General features: G+C 63.3%; 21 protein-coding genes. 14 read left to right on the top strand and 7 right to left on the bottom strand.

Annotation, left to right across the window (positions count from 1 at the left end; all coding sequences use genetic code 11):
- Positions 1–2: 2 nt before the first annotated feature.
- Positions 3–680, bottom strand: a complete 678-nt coding sequence (locus tag ACZ5BT_RS00105) for a TetR/AcrR family transcriptional regulator (RefSeq protein ID WP_464883694.1) — start codon at positions 678–680, stop codon at positions 3–5.
- 493 nt (positions 681–1,173) lie between these two features.
- Here ACZ5BT_RS00105 and ACZ5BT_RS00100 point away from each other — a divergent pair, with 493 nt between their 5' ends.
- From ACZ5BT_RS00100 to ACZ5BT_RS00065, 8 genes are all read left to right on the top strand, one after another.
- Complete coding sequence (locus tag ACZ5BT_RS00100) at positions 1,174–1,635, top strand: hypothetical protein (protein ID WP_464883693.1); 462 nt, start codon at positions 1,174–1,176, stop codon at positions 1,633–1,635.
- A gap of 437 nt (positions 1,636–2,072) precedes the next feature.
- On the top strand, positions 2,073–2,933 hold the full coding sequence (locus tag ACZ5BT_RS00095) for a hypothetical protein (protein WP_464883692.1): 861 nt from the start codon (positions 2,073–2,075) through the stop codon (positions 2,931–2,933).
- Positions 2,934–3,129: 196 nt separating this feature from the next.
- Complete coding sequence (locus ACZ5BT_RS00090; RefSeq protein WP_464883691.1) at positions 3,130–3,528, top strand: hypothetical protein; 399 nt, start codon at positions 3,130–3,132, stop codon at positions 3,526–3,528.
- On the top strand, positions 3,525–3,926 hold the full coding sequence (locus ACZ5BT_RS00085) for a hypothetical protein (protein WP_464883690.1): 402 nt from the start codon (positions 3,525–3,527) through the stop codon (positions 3,924–3,926). The genes ACZ5BT_RS00090 and ACZ5BT_RS00085 overlap by 4 nt, the downstream gene beginning before the upstream one ends.
- Before the next feature lie 371 nt (positions 3,927–4,297).
- Complete coding sequence (locus ACZ5BT_RS00080; protein ID WP_464883689.1) at positions 4,298–5,470, top strand: IS256 family transposase; 1,173 nt, start codon at positions 4,298–4,300, stop codon at positions 5,468–5,470.
- Positions 5,471–5,596: 126 nt separating this feature from the next.
- Positions 5,597–5,992, top strand: a complete 396-nt coding sequence (locus ACZ5BT_RS00075; protein ID WP_464883688.1) for an antitoxin Xre/MbcA/ParS toxin-binding domain-containing protein — start codon at positions 5,597–5,599, stop codon at positions 5,990–5,992.
- A gap of 115 nt (positions 5,993–6,107) precedes the next feature.
- On the top strand, positions 6,108–6,656 hold the full coding sequence (locus ACZ5BT_RS00070) for an antitoxin Xre-like helix-turn-helix domain-containing protein (protein WP_464883756.1): 549 nt from the start codon (positions 6,108–6,110) through the stop codon (positions 6,654–6,656).
- Positions 6,647–6,913: an RES family NAD+ phosphorylase gene (locus tag ACZ5BT_RS00065; protein ID WP_464883687.1), complete on the top strand. Its 267-nt coding sequence runs from the start codon at positions 6,647–6,649 to the stop codon at positions 6,911–6,913. Before ACZ5BT_RS00070 ends, ACZ5BT_RS00065 begins: the two co-directional genes overlap by 10 nt.
- 144 nt (positions 6,914–7,057) lie before the next feature.
- Here ACZ5BT_RS00065 and ACZ5BT_RS00060 read toward each other — a convergent pair whose 3' ends face one another.
- The gene (locus ACZ5BT_RS00060; protein ID WP_464883686.1) at positions 7,058–7,342 is read right to left on the bottom strand and encodes a GNAT family N-acetyltransferase; all 285 of its coding nucleotides are present in this window, start codon (positions 7,340–7,342) and stop codon (positions 7,058–7,060) included.
- 195 nt (positions 7,343–7,537) lie between these two features.
- Between ACZ5BT_RS00060 and ACZ5BT_RS00055 the strand changes: the two genes are divergently transcribed.
- On the top strand, positions 7,538–8,485 hold the full coding sequence (locus ACZ5BT_RS00055; protein ID WP_464883685.1) for an IS110 family RNA-guided transposase: 948 nt from the start codon (positions 7,538–7,540) through the stop codon (positions 8,483–8,485).
- 274 nt (positions 8,486–8,759) lie between these two features.
- Here ACZ5BT_RS00055 and ACZ5BT_RS00050 read toward each other — a convergent pair whose 3' ends face one another.
- The 3 genes from ACZ5BT_RS00050 to ACZ5BT_RS00040 all read right to left on the bottom strand — a co-directional run bounded on the left by ACZ5BT_RS00050 (position 8,760) and on the right by ACZ5BT_RS00040 (position 10,140).
- A complete protein-coding gene (locus ACZ5BT_RS00050) occupies positions 8,760–9,026 on the bottom strand; it encodes a type II toxin-antitoxin system TacA family antitoxin (protein ID WP_464883684.1) in 267 nt (88 codons plus the stop codon).
- Between the two features lie 239 nt (positions 9,027–9,265).
- Positions 9,266–9,559: a hypothetical protein gene (locus ACZ5BT_RS00045; protein WP_464883683.1), complete on the bottom strand. Its 294-nt coding sequence runs from the start codon at positions 9,557–9,559 to the stop codon at positions 9,266–9,268.
- 2 nt (positions 9,560–9,561) lie between these two features.
- Positions 9,562–10,140 carry a hypothetical protein gene (locus tag ACZ5BT_RS00040; RefSeq protein ID WP_464883682.1) on the bottom strand — a complete coding sequence of 193 codons (579 nt, stop codon included), beginning with the start codon at positions 10,138–10,140 and terminating at the stop codon, positions 9,562–9,564.
- A 1,567-nt stretch (positions 10,141–11,707) separates the two neighbouring features.
- On the opposite strand from ACZ5BT_RS00040, the gene dnaB reads away from it, so the two are divergent.
- The 5 genes from dnaB to ACZ5BT_RS00015 all read left to right on the top strand — a co-directional run bounded on the left by dnaB (position 11,708) and on the right by ACZ5BT_RS00015 (position 16,004).
- Positions 11,708–12,982, top strand: coding sequence for a replicative DNA helicase (gene dnaB / locus ACZ5BT_RS00035; RefSeq protein WP_464883681.1), 1,275 nt, complete (start codon positions 11,708–11,710; stop codon positions 12,980–12,982).
- A gap of 665 nt (positions 12,983–13,647) precedes the next feature.
- Complete coding sequence (locus ACZ5BT_RS00030) at positions 13,648–13,929, top strand: type II toxin-antitoxin system Phd/YefM family antitoxin (RefSeq protein WP_464883680.1); 282 nt, start codon at positions 13,648–13,650, stop codon at positions 13,927–13,929.
- On the top strand, positions 13,910–14,284 hold the full coding sequence (locus ACZ5BT_RS00025) for a type II toxin-antitoxin system VapC family toxin (protein WP_464883679.1): 375 nt from the start codon (positions 13,910–13,912) through the stop codon (positions 14,282–14,284). Before ACZ5BT_RS00030 ends, ACZ5BT_RS00025 begins: the two co-directional genes overlap by 20 nt.
- A gap of 78 nt (positions 14,285–14,362) precedes the next feature.
- Positions 14,363–15,541, top strand: coding sequence for an ATP-binding protein (locus ACZ5BT_RS00020; RefSeq protein ID WP_464883678.1), 1,179 nt, complete (start codon positions 14,363–14,365; stop codon positions 15,539–15,541).
- Positions 15,542–15,647: 106 nt separating this feature from the next.
- Positions 15,648–16,004: an antitoxin Xre-like helix-turn-helix domain-containing protein gene (locus tag ACZ5BT_RS00015; RefSeq protein WP_464883677.1), complete on the top strand. Its 357-nt coding sequence runs from the start codon at positions 15,648–15,650 to the stop codon at positions 16,002–16,004.
- Positions 16,005–16,331: 327 nt separating this feature from the next.
- Here the strand turns inward: ACZ5BT_RS00015 and ACZ5BT_RS00010 are convergent, their stop codons facing one another.
- A complete protein-coding gene (locus tag ACZ5BT_RS00010) occupies positions 16,332–16,520 on the bottom strand; it encodes a hypothetical protein (RefSeq protein ID WP_464883676.1) in 189 nt (62 codons plus the stop codon).
- 753 nt (positions 16,521–17,273) lie between these two features.
- Entirely contained in the window at positions 17,274–17,966 is a 693-nt protein-coding gene (locus ACZ5BT_RS00005; protein ID WP_464883675.1) for a c-type cytochrome, read from the bottom strand.
- Positions 17,967–18,487 lie beyond the last annotated feature (521 nt).

Genomic DNA, 18,487 nt, shown 5'->3' with positions numbered 1-18,487 from the left:
CGCTAGGGTTCCCGGGGACCCAGCGCGCGAACCAGCAAACCAATCACCGAATCGTGGATTTCGGCGTCGTCCTCGGTCATCGGCACCCGATCGCGGTAACGGTGCATCGCGAACCAGGCGATGGTTTCGATGACGAAGCGGGCGGCAATGCTGGGGCGCGTCCTTTCCGGCCACCAGCGCTCGCGCGACAGACGCTCGAAAAATGCCGTGAGTTGGGCCAGAACGCGAGCGCGGAATCGGAGATAGAAGAGATCCGCGAGCTCAGGCCAGTCCTGGGCGGAGCGTTCGATGAGCAAGATTCCTTCTCGATGTCGCCAGACCCGGTCAAAGATTTCTTCCAGGACCCGTTTCAGGGCGGCGGGGGAGGCCTCGGCTTCCAGGGCAGGCAGGCGGGAGAGCTCGGCCATCCGGGTGTGCAAGCGTTCGAGGGTGCGTCCGGGCGGTGGCGTGGGCAGGGGGAGCTGCTCGGGAACGATCCGTTCGTCGAGCCAGTGGAAACGGATGACCAGGTCGAAAAGGGCTTCTTTGCTTTCGACGTAGAGGTAGAGCGTGCCCGGCGCGACGCCCATATCACGGGCGATGTCGGCCATGCCTGCACGGTGATAGCCCTTTTGCTGAAAGATCCTGGTCGCGCTTTCGATCAGGGCTTGCAAGCGTTCTTCGGTATTCGGGGCGGACATGTGAGGAGTATATAACTGAATGAGTCATTCAGTCAACCCGCAGGGTCCTTCAGGTGCAACTTTTTGAAGCGTTGTTTCTTACTACCTAAAAAGCCAGCATCCGCCTGGCGATTGGTTGCCGGAGTGAGCCGGCGAACAGCCGCCACGGGGCCGACCTCTCCCCCGCCGACACGGAATGGGCCCGCCCGGAGCTTTCCGTCCGTGCTCGACGGAAGCTCGCAGGGGCGCGAAACACGACCGGCCGAAGGACGATCCGGCTGCGAAACCTGCTCCCGTGCTGAAGATGTCAACAGAACCATCAAGGGCCGTTGCCGCGGGTGGCTGCTGGTAACGGGGCTGAAGTTCATCTGTCACTGTAAGCGTGTAGGGATTGATCGGTTTCTCACCCGCCCCAGCGTGGGTTCCGCTCGGTAGCTGGTCGTGGCGGAGGGCCCTCGCTCTTTACGCACTCGCGAGTACCCGACGCCCTGCGCCTTTTACTTAAAGTAGGACCATGAAACAAGATCAGATTGTTGAACTCGAAGGTGGGACCAACGACCTTTTTAAAGTGCGAGTCATGCTGGAGGGGAACGCTCAGCGCGACCCCGAATGCGAGAACTGCGTACATAGCACAAAAGGGCAGGACGGCAGCGTGTGTTATTCACTGCAGGTTGCAAACGAAGGCCTAGGGGTCCTCGATGACGTGGTGATCAAGCTTGAAGATCTACCTGAGCGCCACTCCCACGGCTACGTAGACCGAGATCGCCCTGGCGATTCCGTGGTTCTCGCAGTGCTAGACCGCCTTGCTCCCGGCGCTCGATTCCATCACGAGTTCAAGATCGCCTTCGGCGAGCTCAATCGATCGGCGGAGGCAAGAGTGCGACAGCGTCGCCTCGTCGTTGCCGCCCGCGTGGATGGCAGAACGACGATCCTGCTAGATAAAACTGTGCGCTTTATTGCGGGACGGGGCGAGTGACAATTTAGCTTCAAACCAAACCGCCTACGCACCTCCTTGACTAGCCCATAAGGCACTTGCACGAAGCGACTGATGTTTTCGGTTGTAAACGAAAGACCCATGCTCTGATGGCTGTTAAGATGTAGTCACCGCGCCGAAAAAGAACTGGCAGAAACTAGGTATAACCTCCCAGTACGTTGGTCACTGGACATGACAGAACGCGGAGCTCGCTATCTGGGGCGAGGTACACGCGTTGGCTGCTCTAGGGGGTGGAGGCCAAAAAGCTCGAGTAGGCATTTGCGATTACCTGGGGCGACGCGCGGATTGACGCCACTATGCATAGTCAAGGGGCAGAGCGACCCGATCAAAAGGTAAAAGTGGCCTATACTTGGTTTTGGTAGTCTACGCGGAGATGGTCCCTTGCCTTTAAAGGCGCTCGGACCTGGGAAGGCTTGCTTATGGGGCTGAAAGCGCTGGAGAGGGCAAAATTCGAGGGCTGGTTTATAGACCACCTCCGCTTCACTCTTTTCCCTGCGGAGGATGGCCCTTCGCCGGAAACGCTGCCCGCGTGGTGGGAGATCGTCAATCCCGGGAGCGAACACCAGAACAGAGTTGAACAAAAGCTTCCCAACGGGGGACAGGTCGTTTCCCTGGAAGGTCCATGGGGGGGCGACCCGAAACCGTCCACGGATGCGCTCCAGCCAAGGCTTCAGATGGTTATGCGACTGGCGCCGTCTCCCGAAGGCAACAGACAAGCTGAGCGCATTGACCTTTTTCTCTCGCCATTTCCGCAAGGGAATTTCACTCGACCCCCGGTCCTCGAGGACATCTCCCTAGTGGAAACGTTTCGGCAGCAGATCGCAGATCTCCTCAGCAAAACACCGCCCGCTCGGCGCCTTGCCTTAGGTAGCGTATTCCTCCGCGAGGGGGATTCCTCACAAGAGGTCTTGCGGTTCCTCCAGAGGAAGTTGAAAACTGTCCAGCTCGATCCCACACGCACCAAGGACTTCACCTACCGGGTGAACCGTCCTTCAAAACTTCCCTCAGCCGAAGGGCAAATCGAGATCAACCGCATTCACGAATGGAGTCTGGCTACCTTCTCAGTCCTCATTACCTCAGACTTCCCTGCTTTTACTCAGGGCCAAGAGTACGTGACCCAATTTGCTCGATTGCTGCTCGACATAAACACAGATGCGGCCTATACAGGGCCACCTTTTGAAGGAAGCGAGGCCAAGCGCATCCTCGATCGCCTCTTCGCGGAAGGGCTGGACATCCTGGTGAAGGGAGACACGCTGACGGAAGGAGAGGGCGATGACTAGGCTACGCCTAAGGGACTCTGGCACTGACCCAGATTTTGTTCCTAGCCATGCAGCATTACGCTTCTGTTTCCGCAGTCGGTATGTCGGCAGTGCCGAGCCGATAGATAGCCCCTTGAACCAATGGGGCGGGAGCTCGGACTTCTTCAGGTCCGGCGAACCCGCCGGACCCATGCCCGTGCCGCTTCCGTTACACTTCTTGGAGCAGCCCGATGATCCGAGCTGGGTTCTTCACAAGTGGCCAGTGGGAATCAGGCAGGTTAACCACACCACCGGCACCGAGCCCCTGGCGCTCACCAAACTCCGGCAACTCCTCGCCACACCGCTAACGGAAGCCATGGACGTGGCACTCCGGAAGGATGAGACCTTCGCCCTCGCCCTGGCTGCGCTTGTCGAAGAGATCCACAAATGCCTTCCTGATCGGCCCCTCGAACTCGCCTATGAACCCGGAGACGACGTCGCGGACTGGATTCTCTATGTCTACCTGCGCGGGGGCAGCTTGCGCGAAGATCTCGCAAAACTCGACAGGGTGTACGAGGAGTACTTACCTAAGCAAGGCCCGGCCTTCAACAAGAAAATTGTTTTAGTGCCTCTATGAGCTTTCGGTGGAAGCACTTTTTTAATGTAGCGGATGCCCTCTCATCGGGCGGGGATCCCCCTTCAAAAGACCTGAAAGAAGCCTACCTGCGAACCGCGATCGGTCGCTTTTACTTCAGTGCTTTCGGTGAAGCCTATGCGTACGTGGTAAGGAACGTCGAAACACCGCCAAAGGACGTTGAAAGGTCAGGGGAGAAGCATCGGTGGGTTGCGGAGAAGTTGGAGGAAAGCGACCGAGGCACCCTTCGAAACGTTGGCCAGCGGCTCAAAACCTTGCGAAAATACAGAAATCAGGCGGACTACGACGCCCGGATCAAGAGAAGTACGCCGGAGCGAATGGCTGAATTCAGTAAGGATTATGCCCAGAAGATCCTGAAAACCCTCACTGAGCTGGAGTAGACGGAAGGAGTTTCGGGTGCTGAATTAGGGCTTCGTCAAAGGCCCCGCGAGGGATGATCCCCTAACGGACCGATCTCTTTTCCCCCGACATCGAGGCAGGACCCGGCTTCAGCGTCGCCACGCCGCTCCCTGCGCAACTGGGTGCGGTCCCGACAAGCCGGGTCCTCCAGAAGCGGATTGAGCTCGTGGTCCGGCAGGTTCTCGAGCGAAGTCTGTCGCGATTAAGTGTTCCCCTCCTGGGGCGTGAAGACAGGGAAAGCTGGACGGCCCGCAGCGCCACCGTACCCGGCTACGGCGAGGGTGTAATCTTTCTTGTGTCGAATTCTGTGTAAGAAGAGGGGGTACCGCCAGTAGGCGAAAGGAGGTACCCCGTGGACCAGGATACGCTCAAGGCGCTGCTGAAGGAAGCAATGGCCGAGGTGGTGGAGGAAAAGCTGCAGGCGCTCTTGGAGCTGGACCGCTGGGCTTTTTTGCAAGAACACGGTGGCCGCGCCAATGGCCATTACCCGCGCAAGTTGGAGACCGCCTTCGGTGCTGTCGAGCTTAAGGTGCCCCGTGATCGCAAAGGCCAATACACCCCGAGCTTTCTTCCCCGCTACGCCCGGCGTACTCCAGACCTGACGGACCTCGTGCTGGCCCTCTACGCCAGCGGGGTCTCGGACCGCAAGGTGGCCCAGATCGTGGGGCTCCTGTTCGGCTACCGCTACAGCCACGAGACGGTCAGCAACCTGACCGAGCTGGTGCAAGAGGAGGTGGAAGCCTTCCGCCACAGGCCCCTGCCCCGGCGGCTCTTTGCGGTCTACCTGGACGCCCTGTTCCTCAAGCTGCAGTACCCCGGCAAGGGCATCGAGAAGCAGGCGCTCTACGCCGCTTTGGGTCTGGCCGAAGACGGCAGGCGCATCCTTCTGGGCTTTTGGCTCTTTCCTAATGAAGGGGCCGTCGTCTGGGAGGAGCTTTTAAAGGAGCTCAGGTCCCGGGGCCTTGTCGAAGTACTCCTCTTCATCACCGACGGTCTTGCGGGGATCGGAGAGGCGATCCATCGGGTCTACCCCCGGGCCGAGTGGCAGTACTCGATCCTGCACAAACTCAGGGCCACCCAGGCCCAGGTCAAACGCCGGGACGCCTCCGCCATACTCGCCGATCTCAAACGGGTTTACCGGGCACCCAATCGAGCCAAGGCCCTGGAAGGGCTCAAACGCTTTACCCAAAGGTGGCAGGATCGTTACCCCCGGGTCACTGCTTCCTGGTGGAACGACTCAGGGGCCTTGCTTCGGTTTTACGACTACCCCGAGCCTTTGTGGCGTTACCTGAGGAGCACCAACCTGATCGAGCAGTTCTTCCGGGAACTACGAAGGAGTACCAAGGTGCGGGACCACAAGTTTCCCAAGCCCGAATCGGTTTACAAGCTCGTCTACCTAGAGGCTGAACGGAGGGAGGGGAGATGGGACCGGAAGCTGCCGGGTTTTGCTGACGTTCAAGAGGAAATCAATGACCTTTTCAACGCGCGGTACCCCGCGACACAGACTTCGACACAAAAAACTTGACGCTCTCGCTACGGCCCGGCACTGCGGGAGCAAAAGCCTTCCACAAAAGCGGTAAAGCATCATCATTTTGTCGTCTATTGCGCATCCATGTGTCGCCAGACCTAAACTGGGTGCAAGGAGGTGGCCATGGCGATCAAACCCATCGAACACGCGGGGGTCGTACTGCTTCCCCAAGTGCGCGATCCGGAGACCGACCGGATCGACGCCGGGAAGCTTGCCCGGGCCCTGGGCGTTAAGAAAGCCCAGCTCGCACGGGCACTCGGGGTAGATCGCCGGCTTCTCAGCAGCAAGCCGACCCTGCCGAAGATCCAGAAGCGGGCAGCGATCCTCGAGCGCGCGCTGGCCATCCTGATCGACTACCTCGGCGACGAGAAGACGGCACGCATGTGGTTTCACACGCCGCACCCGAGCCTTGAGGGGCACACGGCGTGGGAGGTGTGCGAGAACCGCGAGGCGTTCCCCAAGGGGCTCGAGACCGTCCTGCGTATGGTCGAGCGGGTTCCGGAAGGGATTCCCTCGTGAAGAGCGTCCGCGCACTGAAGACGGCCCTGGCTAAAAACAGGGGCCGGCTTGCTCGGTACGCGGCCGACGGTTTGATGTCCTCGGCTGGGCGCACCTCGAGTTCTGCGACCCCGTGATGCTGAGCGTCCACGCGATCGTCGAGGCCTCCAGGGAGCATCGCCCGCTTCCCCTCCCCGAGGCAGGTGATCTGGAAGCAGCACGCCACCGCAAACCCGCCCCCGGCGTTCGCGTGCACCGAGCAAATTCCGCGATGGGTTCTGCCATTCGGCCCAAAGAACAGGCATATGGCGCTCACCATGAGCGAACAGGCTATCCGCATATGGTGACAGAGGGCCTTCGCTACCACGATTTCGAAAAGCTGAGGGGCCGGCTCGGGATCTCCTCCGCAGCGCTGGCCCCGGTGGTCGGGATCAGCGAACGTACCCTGGCCCGCCGCAAGAAAGAGGGCTGCTTCAAGCCCGACGAGCCGGATCGCTTGTGCCGGCTGATCCGGCTCTACCGGCGCGCTGCCGAAGCCCTTGGCGAAGATGTCGCGGCGGAACGGCCCACCACGCCCAAGCGCTTCCTGGGCGGAAAAACGCCACTCGCGTTCGCCGACACCGAGATCGGGGCCCACGAAATCGACCAGGCCCTGGGCCACCTGGAACACGGAGTTTGCGCTTGAGGATCCGCGCCTGGTGCCTCGTCCACGCCCGCTGCGCGGAGGGCGCCCTTTCGGGTGAGGGTGCGAGCCTCTACCCCGGCCGGTGGGATCGGCCGGGGGAACCGGTGGTCTATCTGGCCAGCTTCTTGGCCCTGGCGGTTCTCGAAACCAGAGTCCACCAAGCGACGGGCGGCTCTTTTGAGTGGCGAGCGGACGAGGGGCAGGCGCGCCGGCAGTGGCTCCCGTTCCTCCAACGCGTAGGTCGCACCGGAGCGTAGGAAAGAGCCGCGCCCCGCGCGCTTCCGGGGCTTCGCAGGAGGCATCAGCGGTTTTGACGACCACGCCTCCCGGGTTGATCGCTGCCAGGGCCTTTCTGCGCCTGCCGCGAGCGACCTCTCCCCTGCCGGGCATCGCTTCGGACGTCAATCCCCGTCGATGGCCGCAAGCGTGGCCAGGATGTCCTTGAGCGTCAGGTACATGCGCCGCTCCCCTGGCAGGAAGGTGAACCCGAACCTGCGATAAAAGGCAGCCGCTTGCTCATCGATGGGGTCGACCAGGATCAGGTGGAAGCCGGTCTCGTTGCCCAGGCGCGCGGCGTGGGTGAGGACGTGAAGAAGGAGCTTCCGGCCCAGCCCCCCTCCCTGCGCGTGCCGGTCGATGGCGAACCGGCCGAGGAGCAGGGCCCCGATCTGGGGGTAGCGCTTCATGTATCTTCCCAACCGAGGGAGGTGCAACCGTTAGTGCTTCAGGGCGTTTGGAGCCCGCTTGGCTGATCGGCGGCCACCCGCTCCGAAGCCTTGGCCGAACAGTATCCCGGTCACGAAAGACCGCATCGACATGGCAGGTCCGCGGGGCCGGGTGGCCACCTCCCTCAGGTTACTGAAGCGGGGGTGAAGGCGACCATGACCTACGCCGGTATCGACGTGAGTAAGGGCTGGCTCGACCTGGCATTGGTGGGTCCCACGTTTGAGCGAAGGTTTCGTTTTGCCAATAACGAGGCGGGCCGCGGCAACCTGGTCCAAGCCCTCCGTCAGCACGCTCCGGCCTGGGTCGTTGTGGAACCCAGCGGGCTCTACCACCTGCCCTTGCTTCGTCTCTTGGTCACCCAAGGCTTCAAGGTGGCCCTGGCGAATCCCTACCAGGTGGCGTCCTTCCGGCGGGCGGGTGGGAAGCGGAACAAGACCGACGCCTCCGACGCTCTGCTCCTGGCCCACTTCGCACTGGTGTACCGGGATGCCCTCGTGCCTCACCGACCCTTGCCTCTCAAGCTTGCTCGGCTTAAGCGAATGGTCGTCTACCGGGAGCAACTCAACAAACGAGTCACCGAGATTAAAGGAGCCCTGGAAGCAGCCGTGTGGGCGGGAGACGAACGAGTGCTTGCCTGGCTCAGGGAAGACCTGGCCCAGCTCAAGAGACGTCTCGGTGAAGTTGATCTTGAAATTGCCACACTCCTCAAGCAGCTCCCCGAAGCCGAGGTGCTGACCTCGATGCCTGGGGTGGGGATGCAGGTGGCAGCAGCGGTTTTAGCCTTGACCCCTCCAGAGCTCTGGGGAAGGGCGAAGGCGGCCGCGGCCTATGCCGGGTTGGCACCAGAGGAGGAGCAATCGGGAAGCAGCGTGTACCGGAGTCGGCTTTCTCGAAAAGGACCGGGGGTGCTCAGAAAGAAACTTTACATGGCGGCTTTGGTAGCGGTGCGACATGATCCTGAGCTCGGAGCTTTCTATCGAAAGCTGGTGTCTCGAGGGAAGAAGAAAAAGCAAGCGCTGGTTGCGGTGGCCCACAAGCTTCTGAGGCGCATGATGGGCCGGCTTAAGGCACACTACCAAGCTCAGCAAGCCATGGTGGCTTGATGCCAACTTCCGAGGCTTGACGGGGTAGACAGTATCAGCCGACGTACCCGGCCCGGGCCCTTCCCGGGTACGATGGACGCGGCCGCAAGGGTGTAGTAGCCAAGGATGCGTGTGGGAGCTTCTTCGTTCACGAGCACGAAGCAACGGGTGAGGTCCAGGCGTTCGTCCTGGCCAGCGAACCGGCGCAGGTACTCGTCAAGGGATCGCTTACCGCAGGAAAAAGCCGCCCGGTCGTGGTGGCGTCCGAGCGGCTCAACCCTGAGAGGTGGTTCGATCACCGGGACGCCTTTCGAAGTTCCTCAAGAAGCTCGGGAACCACCCGAGCCGGCCGGGTGAGCTCTTGCGCAAGGCGATCGAAGGCTTCCGCCCCGATCAGTATTTGCTCGGTCTGCCGGTGTTCGGCGAGGACCAGCCTCGCCTTTTCCAGAAGAGTGATGGCGCTGAACTCGCTCACCGAAGCCCCGCTCAGCCGCGCGGCCTTTTCAATGAGCGCTTTCTGCTCTGGCTCGAGCCGGAATTCCAGTCGGGCGGTCTTGGGCATCCCTCCTCCTCAATCACAAGTGTACGGCAGATTGCCGGACAACGCCAGATCGGGCGGGCTGACGCTTCGCTCGCACGGTTCCCTTGCATGTATTTAAAGCAACTTGCCTGACTGAGGTTCCGTAGTCCTGCCCAGCACGCACCGGACATCAGCAGGGCGGTGTCTATGCGCAGTTGCTCGCCACCCCACTACCGTCCTTGCTGGCCCGGCTCGCGCCGCCTTCGTGCTCTCGCCCACGCTCAGCTTGGCGACGTAGCACCGCCACCCTCGTCGATGGCCTCGAGCACCTCCAGTTCCGCACGCTCCCGCACGTCCCGGGGCAGCTTTTTGTACGCCGCTTCTACGCCGTACTCGAGCAGGCGGCGGGCAATCGCTCCGCTGTGGGTCTTGTTGCCCTGTCGCCGTCGCGCGACATGAGTCAGGACCTGGAGCATATGCGCATGGCGCCCCTTCACTGTGATGGTGATCTTAACCGGCCCCTGCAGAAGCATTTCGTTTTCATCGCCCAGCAACTCATCGATCCAGGCTGGCATCTCTACCACTTCCCCTGTTCCTTTTTCTCGTACCACTCGCCGTTCAACTCCTCTTCGATCATTCGCATCTCCCCCGCGGCCTTCTCCAGGTACTCGCGCGTTCGCCTGACCCGATCGAGCAGTCCCTGGTTGAGTCGACGCGACTTGACGAGCACCTCCGCCTGAAGCTGCAACGCATAGCTTGTCACCACTTTCTCTTTCTCTTGTTTTTCAGATGCAACCCGCTTGACTTCGTCCGGTGGCAGTTCCAGCCGTACGCCCGGTTCGTCAGGCGCGTTGTAGTTCTGAATGATGTGGCTGATCGCCTCGCTGCGGCTCCCGAACACATCAACGAGCGGCATGGCGACCCGGATGAGTTCGATCTCGCTGCGCGGAATCTTGCCCTGGGGCATCATCCCCGCGTCCACAACCTTCATCACCGCCTCGTGCCAGCGTGACAGCGTACGCCGAGACACACCTAACTCCTGTACCGCCTCGTCCCAGGTCAGCAACTCCTGATACAGCATCAGGTAGTCGTCCCAGCGCAGCCGGTTGGGCATTTGTTCTTGTTCATCGAAGATTCTTTCGAGTCTTTCCGCCATGGCCCTATGAGCGCACGCTTATTACACACTGTGCAAGTCCCATGCATGCATGGGTGCGCCCTTGAGGACGGAGCAGAAGGCGTGTTGTTCCGAATGCGCCGGAGAGTGGTGGGCACGCTACGACAAGTTCTCGTACGCTCGGGCGTAGCTATAGTGGTCAGGATGTATTTACCTAAGCTTCGCCGGGAGATGCACGGCCGCAACGCCAACCCCGCCCCCGGGTGTCCCCGCTTGCTCGTGAAGCCCTTCACAGGGCCACCCCCCCTCGCCAAAAGGGGGTGGCCCTATTCTGACACCTTATAGAGGGGTGGTTTCCAGGGCCACCCCCCCAGGGTTTTCAGGGTCAAGGCGAAATGGTAAAGAGATATGTCCTGGCCCTTACTTCACCTTTGTCCACCCCCCCTAGGTTTTCATGCTAGAAAATAGGTGGCACAGGGCCAGGGGTGGATCGGGGCTGAAAAGAGGGGGGGGTGGCACTGGATTATGAGACCCGTGAGTGCTTTATGAGCGAGGTATGAGTGTCAGGACGGGCGCCCCTCGAGGGCCCCTCCCCCACTCCGAAGCCGACCCTCGAGGCCACCTCACCCCATCAGTCGACACGCCGAACGGACCATTCAGCGCCCGCCCTCGAGGCCACCTCATGACGCACTGGCCGCGGCCTTCACCGGCGCCCGTTTTGGGGCCGGGACGGAGAGCGCTCGAGGCCCCGCCGACACTCGAGGAAACCCGCCCGTTTTTTGACGCGGCGCGAAGGGGGAAGACGCCCTCGAGGACCACGGACGGCGGGGCCTGAACGGAGGGTCAGGCGGCGACACTCGAGGACCCTCGAGGGGCGACAAATTGACGGGGGTCCGCGCGGTCAAAAAGCCCCGGGCACAGGGCCGGTTCGCGGCGCCGGTTTGAAACGTTCCCGCGGCCTTCGGCCGCGGGGGTGGAGCTTAGCGAAGAAGGAGGGGGTAGGCGGCCCCACCGGAACCGCCGGTGGAACGCACCTGCCCTGCTTGCTTCCGGTCGCCGGATGACCGGCGGCTGATCGGCGTGCGAGTCCGCCCGAGAGTGCCGGCCGCGGAGCGAGGGTGAGAACACCCCGGGGGCGATTTGCAGACGGACCTCGAGGCCTGCTTGTGGCGCTCGTTGAAACGTTCCCGCGGCCTGGCGGCCGCGGGGATATCGCTTTACGGGAGGGGGTGGGAAATCGAGCCGGGGTTCGGGAGCAACGTCACCCGACCCATCGCCGGCCCGGATCGGGCCGGGTTGGGGTGGCCAGTGGCCCGACTGACCGGCGCGATCGGTTGACGCTGGCTGCCTGCGGGAGACGCCTCGCAGGTGGTTCTGCTCCCCTCTGTTCGGGAGCAAGTCTGCCGGAGCCTGGCTGGGTCCAACCGGCCCCTTGCTGTGGCAGCCAGCGAGGGGACAGCCCGGTTCCGGGCATCTTGTGGCCTTCAGCCATTGGTTGGGCAGGGGGTGGCGGATTGTCGGTCGTGCTGGTCGGCCATCAAAGTAGTGACCGGGCGCCCTCAGGCGATACGATCGACGCAACCCCGACAGGGATAGCATGAGGTCTGGCATGGAAGGAACTGTTCCGCCCCATATCATCGAGGCCGAGATGAACGTGTTGGGCTCGGTCCTGGTCGACGGCTCGCTGCTGGAGCGCCTCAAAGGTCTGATCAGCGCCGAGTCGTTCTACAAGGCGAGCCATCAGAAGATCTGGCGGGCCATGGAGGCGCTCGCCGCGTCGGGCGAGCCGGTGAATCCCGACACCCTTGCCGAGGCGTTGCGCGGAGACGGCGTTTTGGACGAGGTCGGGGGACGCGCTTACCTGATCGAACTCGTCAGACAGCCGGCCGCCTACGCCGAGCACTACGCCCGCATCCTCGCTGGAAAGGCAGCACTCCGCGACCTGGCCGTCACCGGGATGGGGAAAGTGACAGAGCTTCTGGAGGTCCGAGCCGACGAACGCCGGCACGGGTTTCGCGATTCCGAGGACCTGGTCCACGAGGCCTTCGAGCACATCAACGAGCTCTACGAGCACCTGGGGATGCCGAGCGGGGTGCGCACCGGGTTTGCAGAGCTCGATCAGATGCTTGGGTGGCTCGAGCCGGGCTCGGTCAACATCATCGCCGCCCGCCCGAGCATGGGCAAGACCGCCTTCGCGCTCACCATCGCCCGGAACGCGGTCCTCAAAGACGGGGTGCCGGTGGGGATCTTTTCGCTGGAAATGCCCGCCACCCAGCTGATGGTGCGGATGATCAGCGCTGAGGCCCGGATCGATATGAACCGCCTACGGCTGGGCCAGCTCTCGGAACGGGACTTCCAGAGGATCGTGGATGTGGCCGGCCGGCTGGCCGAGGCCCCGATCTACGTCGACGACACGCCGGACCTTTCGCTGCTCGAGCTCCGGGCCCGGGCCAGGCATTTTCACAACCAGCACAGGCTGGGTCTAATCATCGTCGACTACCTGCAGCTAATGTCAGGGGTGGACGGGGGCGGGAGGAGCGAGAACCGGCAGCAGGAGATCGCCGCCATCAGCCGCGGGCTCAAAGGGCTGGCCCGCGAGCTCGAGGTCCCGGTGGTGGCGCTTTCGCAGCTCTCGCGCGCGGTCGAGGGGCGGCCGAACAAGCGCCCCGTGCTCTCCGACCTCCGTGAGTCGGGCTCGATCGAGGACGATGCGGACCTGGTGCTCTTTATCTACCGAGACGAATACTACAACCCTCACTCGGACAAGGCCGGCATCGCCGAGATCATCATCGGCAAGCAGCGAAACGGCCCCACCGGCACCGTTGAGCTGCAGTTCCACGCCGCGCACGTTTGCTTCAACAGCCTGCCCCGAGAAGGGTTCTAGCTGCCCGAGAGGTCGGCTCAGATAGGGCCCCAGGTTTTCAGAGTGCGACGGAGTCCTGAAGCCCGCGTTGCTCTTCCGGGTGGGTCCGACCTGGGCAGAGCAGCCTCTGCGGCCACCCGGTTCCCGCAACGCCGAGGCGCTGTTCGCCAGGATTCCCCCCGCATCTGGACGTTGCAAGCAGGTCCAAGCAGGTCACAGGGCTCCAAATTCAGCAATGCGGAACGCTCTCCGAGTCAAACCTGAAAGACTGATGATCCTCGAGGAAGCCCACCGGTGCCTGGTATCGTTCCCGTCCGCCGGGGCCCCGGGGTTCAGGGTAGGCGGCCCTCGACCTCGACGGCGCCGCTAGCGCGTATCCAGAGCACGGCGATCTCAAGCTTCTCGAGTGCCCAGCGAGTATCGCACACCCGGTTCCTGTAGGTGGGCGCATCGGGGAAAGCCAGGGCCAGCCGCGCCTCAGGTGCCGTCCCAGCAGGGTCACAAGGTGCTCAGCAAACCAGTGGCGCATCCGGGGTACGGCTGGGTGGGTTTCGGCTGCCCCTTCTTCTTGCCGTGAGCGTAAACCGTCGTAGGACGACCTTTGACCTCAACCACGAGGTGAGAATGAGTAGACATAAGTTGACCATAGCTGGTCAGATCTACTACCCTTGACCTGGAGAGGCCACATGCCGAAAGCGCCAGAACCCACCGCAAAGGCCTTCAACCTGGCCGAGGCCAAGGCCCAGCTCTCCCGGCTGGTCAAGCGAGCAGAGCAGGGAGAGGTCATCCTCATCAAGCGCTACGGTCGGGTCGTGGCCAAACTGGTCCCCGCCGAAGCTCCGCCCAGGCCGAAGCGAACGCCTGGGGTTTGGAAAGGTAGGGTTTGGATCGCCCCCGATTTCGACGAGGCGGACGCCGAAATTGCGCAGCTCATGGGGGAGGGACCGGTTGAACCTTCTTCTCGATAGCCACATCATCCTCTGGTGGCTGGCGGACGATCCCAGGCTTTCCCGGAAGGCCCGAAGGCTGATCGAGCGGGCGGACGACGCCTACGTAAGCGCGGCCACCACCTGGGAGCTTGCGCTCAAGGCCTCCCTGGGGAAGCTGCGGATGCCGGAGGGTTTCGTGGAGACCGTGGAGGAAGAGGGATTTCTCCACCTTCCCGTCACCCCGGTTCACGCCATGGCGGTGAAGGCGCTCCCCTGGCACCACCGGGACCCTTTTGACCGTCTCCTGGTGGCCCAGGCCAGGGTGGAGGGGCTGCGCCTCGTCACCGCCGAGCGTCTGCTGGCGCGTTATGGGCGGTTCGTGGTAGTTGTTTAAAGCTTCGAGGGACGGATCCAGCCCGCGCCGGGCCATGGAACCTTGCAAAGCTGGCATTATAATGCTAGATTTGCAAGGATGATTACCCGCCGCATCACCCGTGAGCTCAAAGAGAGGATCGACACTTCGCCTGCCGTGGCCCTGCTCGGGCCGCGACAGGCAGGAAAGACCACGCTCGCCCTGGAACTTGCCGGAGAGATCGAGGCCGTGTACCTCGACCTCGAGTCCGAGGCGGACCGGGCCAAGCTCGGTGAGGCGGAGCTCTACCTCGAGGGGCACCTCGACAAGCTGGTGATCCTCGACGAAGTCCACCGGATGCCCGGCCTCTTCCCCGTCCTTCGGAGCCTCATCGACCGGGCCCGCAGGCGGGGGCGTCGCGCTGGTCTCTACCTGCTCCTGGGATCTGCTTCGCTGGACCTGCTCCGCCACAGCGGGGAAAGCCTGGCGGGACGGATCAGTTACCTGGAGCTCGCCCCCTTCGATGTTCTGGAGGTCGCCCCCGAGGGGGGCGAGGCCATGGAGCGGCTGTGGGTTCGGGGCGGATTTCCCGAGAGCTTCCTTGCCCGGAGCGAGCGCCAGAGCCTGAGGTGGCGGCGGGACTTCATCCGCACCTACCTCGAACGCGAACTCCCCTTGTTCGGCGCCCGCGTTCCCGCGGAAACGCTGCGCCGCTTCTGGACCATGCTGGCGCACCTTCAGGGCGAGCCCCTCAACCTGAGCCTGCTCGCCCGAAACCTGGAGCTGGACGTCCGAACCGTGGACCGATATATCGACCTTTTGGCCGACCTCTATCTGCTCAGGCGCCTGCCGGCCTGGCATCGAAACGTCAAGAAGCGCCTGGTCAAGACCCCCAAGGTCTACGTGCGCGACAGCGGACTGGTCCACGCCCTCCTGGGCATCACCGACCTCGAGGCCCTGCTCGGCCATCCCGTTCTGGGGAAGAGCTGGGAAGGGTTTGTCGTAGAAAACCTCCTGGTCGCAGCCTCGGCCGAGGTCGAGGGCTTCCATTACCGCAGTGCCGGGGGCGCCGAGATCGATCTGATCCTTCAGTTTCCCGATGGCGCCCTCTGGGCCATCGAGGTCAAGCGCAGCCTCGACCCCAGACCCCAGCGTGGGTTCCACGAGGCCTGCCGGGTGATCGAACCGGAGGCAAGGTTCGTGGTCTACCCGGGGAAGGAGCGCTTCCCGCTGGGTGGCGGGGTCTGGGCGGTTCCCCTCCCCGAGTTGGCCCGGCAGGTAGCAAACCGCGGTCGCTAACAGGCGCTTTCGGTATCCAGCGGCGCAGGCCGCTCCGCAGGGTCGGCATCTTAGCCCCTCCTCCGATCCGGACGCCGGGCTAGAATGAGGTCAAGGAGGTTCACTTGTGGAGGCAGCCACCCCCACCCGCGAGCAGGCGGCCCTGGCGGCGTTCCTCGAGGCGGCGGGGACGCTGGGGCTCTCCCGGAAAGCGCAGGCGGCGCTGCTCGGTCTTTCCGTGCGGAGCTACCAGCGGCGGCTGAAGGCGGGCCGCCTCGAGCCGGCGGAGGTTCCCGCCGCCCGGCTTTTGCTCGCGGCGCTGCGGGAGGCGACGGTGGGCTTCGGGGACCCAGAACGGGCACGGCGGTGGCTCACCGCTTACGTGCCCGTCCTGGGGGCAAGGCCGGTGGATTTGCTCGGCGATGTGGAGGGGTACAGACGGGTCCAGGCCGCCCTCGGAGGGGCGATCCACGGGTTCTACTGAGCGGACGTTCCGGTTCCGATGACCGGCGGCGTTCCGCGGGGAGAAGCCTCGAAGAAGAGGTGCGACGGCAATCGGAGAACGGGGTCCTGCTTCGGGTGGAGGGGTTTCGGTGAGCGATAAGAAGCGCGCTCCCTGGTGCGCCCGGATGGGTTGCCCCTTGAGTATCCCGGACACTCATTCGGTTGTAGCAATGAGAGTGACAGGAGGAGGATTTCGTACTGTCCTCCTTTTTCTGTGGCCTCGACAACGAGAGCTCGGTTGATTCCTGCAACTACTTTGTATGCTGCCGCTCCGTGGCTAACAGAGCAGGGGGTGACTTCGCCCCCTTCACCGCAAAATTCCCCCTTCCCCGTAGAGCCGCTCAAGCACGAACTCCTTGAGGAGGGTCTGGTAGCCTTTGTCCTTCTTTCGCGCGAACGCCTTGATGCGGCGGAGGAGGTCCTCGTCGAAGCGGATGGAAAATGGCTGGGTTCGCGGCCGTGGCGGGGGTGGATCCCCCTCGGGGACGGGCTCCATCTGCTCGAAGACCTCGCCCCCCAGCCCAAAACTCGGCCTCCTCCGCCTCGTCCCTGAACTCGGGAATCTCCTTCGTGCTCTTCGTCTCCTTCAGTTTTTCCTTCCTTATGGCTCACCTCCTGGTGGCGGGCGATGTGCTCCAGGCTGGCCTCGTCCCATTTGGCTCCAGGATGATCCCTGGGATGGAATACACCATCGTATTCGCAAAGCGCATGCCGCCTACGGTGATTCCGGACGCCGTCTCCGCCACCCGGCCATGAGCGCTTCGACCGCGGTGTGATCGGCGAACCGCGCCGGAACCAGGCAGTGACGCGGGCCGCCGGGTCAAGCTGCTCTGGCGGCACGGTTGCGGGCTCGTGGCGCCCGCCTTCGAGGCCTGGTTCGGGACCGCCGGCGCGAGGCTCCCCAGGCCCCGGGCCTCGCTCGCCTCTGGGGCAGGACCGGCCTGACAGCCGGAGCTGAAGGTGGACCGACTTGAGAAGCGGGCTTTTCGCCGTCCCTCTCCTACTCGCGGCCCCCTGGGAGATGACGGCGGGCTCGGGGAACCCCAAATGCGCTCACAGATGGACGAGCCCGGACGCTTCTCCCTTGGCCACAAGCGCGAATTGCCCTCCGGGCTGGCTCACGAGCGCGCTCCGCGCCTCACCAGCACCCCGGGCAACTGACTCGGGCCGTGGGAATCGGAGCCGGGCCCGGTCCGGCCGGATGGAAAGCGGCGCCCCCAGAGGGGCGCCTCCCCGACCGACACGACGCTTACTTCAACGTCTTCAAGTAGGCGAAGATGTCGGCGATCTCCTGCGGGGTCGGTGCCCCGTGGCCAAAGCCCACTTTCTCGAAGCGCGGCATGTCCTCGTCGAGGACTTCTCCCTCGTCGTCGACCCCGATCCTCACCGCCCGGTTGAACTGGTAGATCGTCCAGCCGCCGATGCCCTGATCGGTATAGGTGATGTTCGGGCCGTCCACTCCGTGGGCGTCGGCGCCGTGGCACTCGACGCAATGGGTGTCGAAAATCGCTTTACCCCGCGCTGGATCGCCGGCGGGAGCCGGGACCACGGTCACCGGGATGGTGACCTTCTCCCCGGTCTCCAACCGTGTCAGCGTGATCGTGGTGGTTCCGTTGGTGCTGTTGGGGAGTAGGACCGCCCGGAGGGCGGGGTCGAAGCCCTTGGCGGTGAAAAAGGTCGCCACCCCTTTGGGGCCGCCGGCGGTCCCGGCCGTATACACCGGGCTGAACTGCCAGTCGCCCGGCTCCCCTGCCGGTCCCTCCTGCGCCAGCGGTACCTTGTTCCCGTTGACGACCTCGTACACCTTGGGGATCGCCGCCCCGGCCGCGGAAAGCGTGATCGGCTTTGCACCGAGCTTTCCCCCGGCCGCCGCGGTCACGAGCCCCAACGCCGCAATCCCGACAGCCAAGAGCCTGTAAACGTAACGCCTCCTCGCTTTCATGGACCGACCTTACTGCTCGGCGTCCGGACAGATGTCCCAAGCCAGGCAAGTGGTCTGGCTCTCCTGACACGGTGGGGGGAGCGCTTTCGGAGGGTGGTATGGCCCTCGCTCTTCGAGCCGGGCGGAATGTCCTGGATGGTCTGGAAATGTCTCTGGCCGGGAGCCGGTGGGAATGCGTTTGGGCGCCGCGTCGTTCGGGCGACCGGGGGTCTGGGTGGCCACCGGTCACGATTGCGTTCGCCGATCGATCTTTGAGGCGGTGAGAGCGCCGGGTACGAGGGCGACGCCCATGATCCGGTCTGTCTTCTTCGAGCGCAGGGGCGTCGCCGGTGGGCATCGCCTGAACTCCCTGCGCACGGGAAGCTTCTGCCGCCTGGGTGCGTGCCGCTGTAAGGTCGGTCATCAGAGAATGTTGGTGTCCAGATCATGGGCCTTCACCGGAGTCGCCGCTGCTTTTCTGTCAGGGCCCGGATCAGGCCTTTCTCTCCCCTTCCCGACCGGGGAACGGCGTCCGGGCTCTA

This window comes from Vulcanithermus mediatlanticus (genome assembly GCF_055385885.1).
Note: the sequence above shows the minus strand (reverse complement) of the source record. Positions and strands in the feature narration are given on the sequence as shown.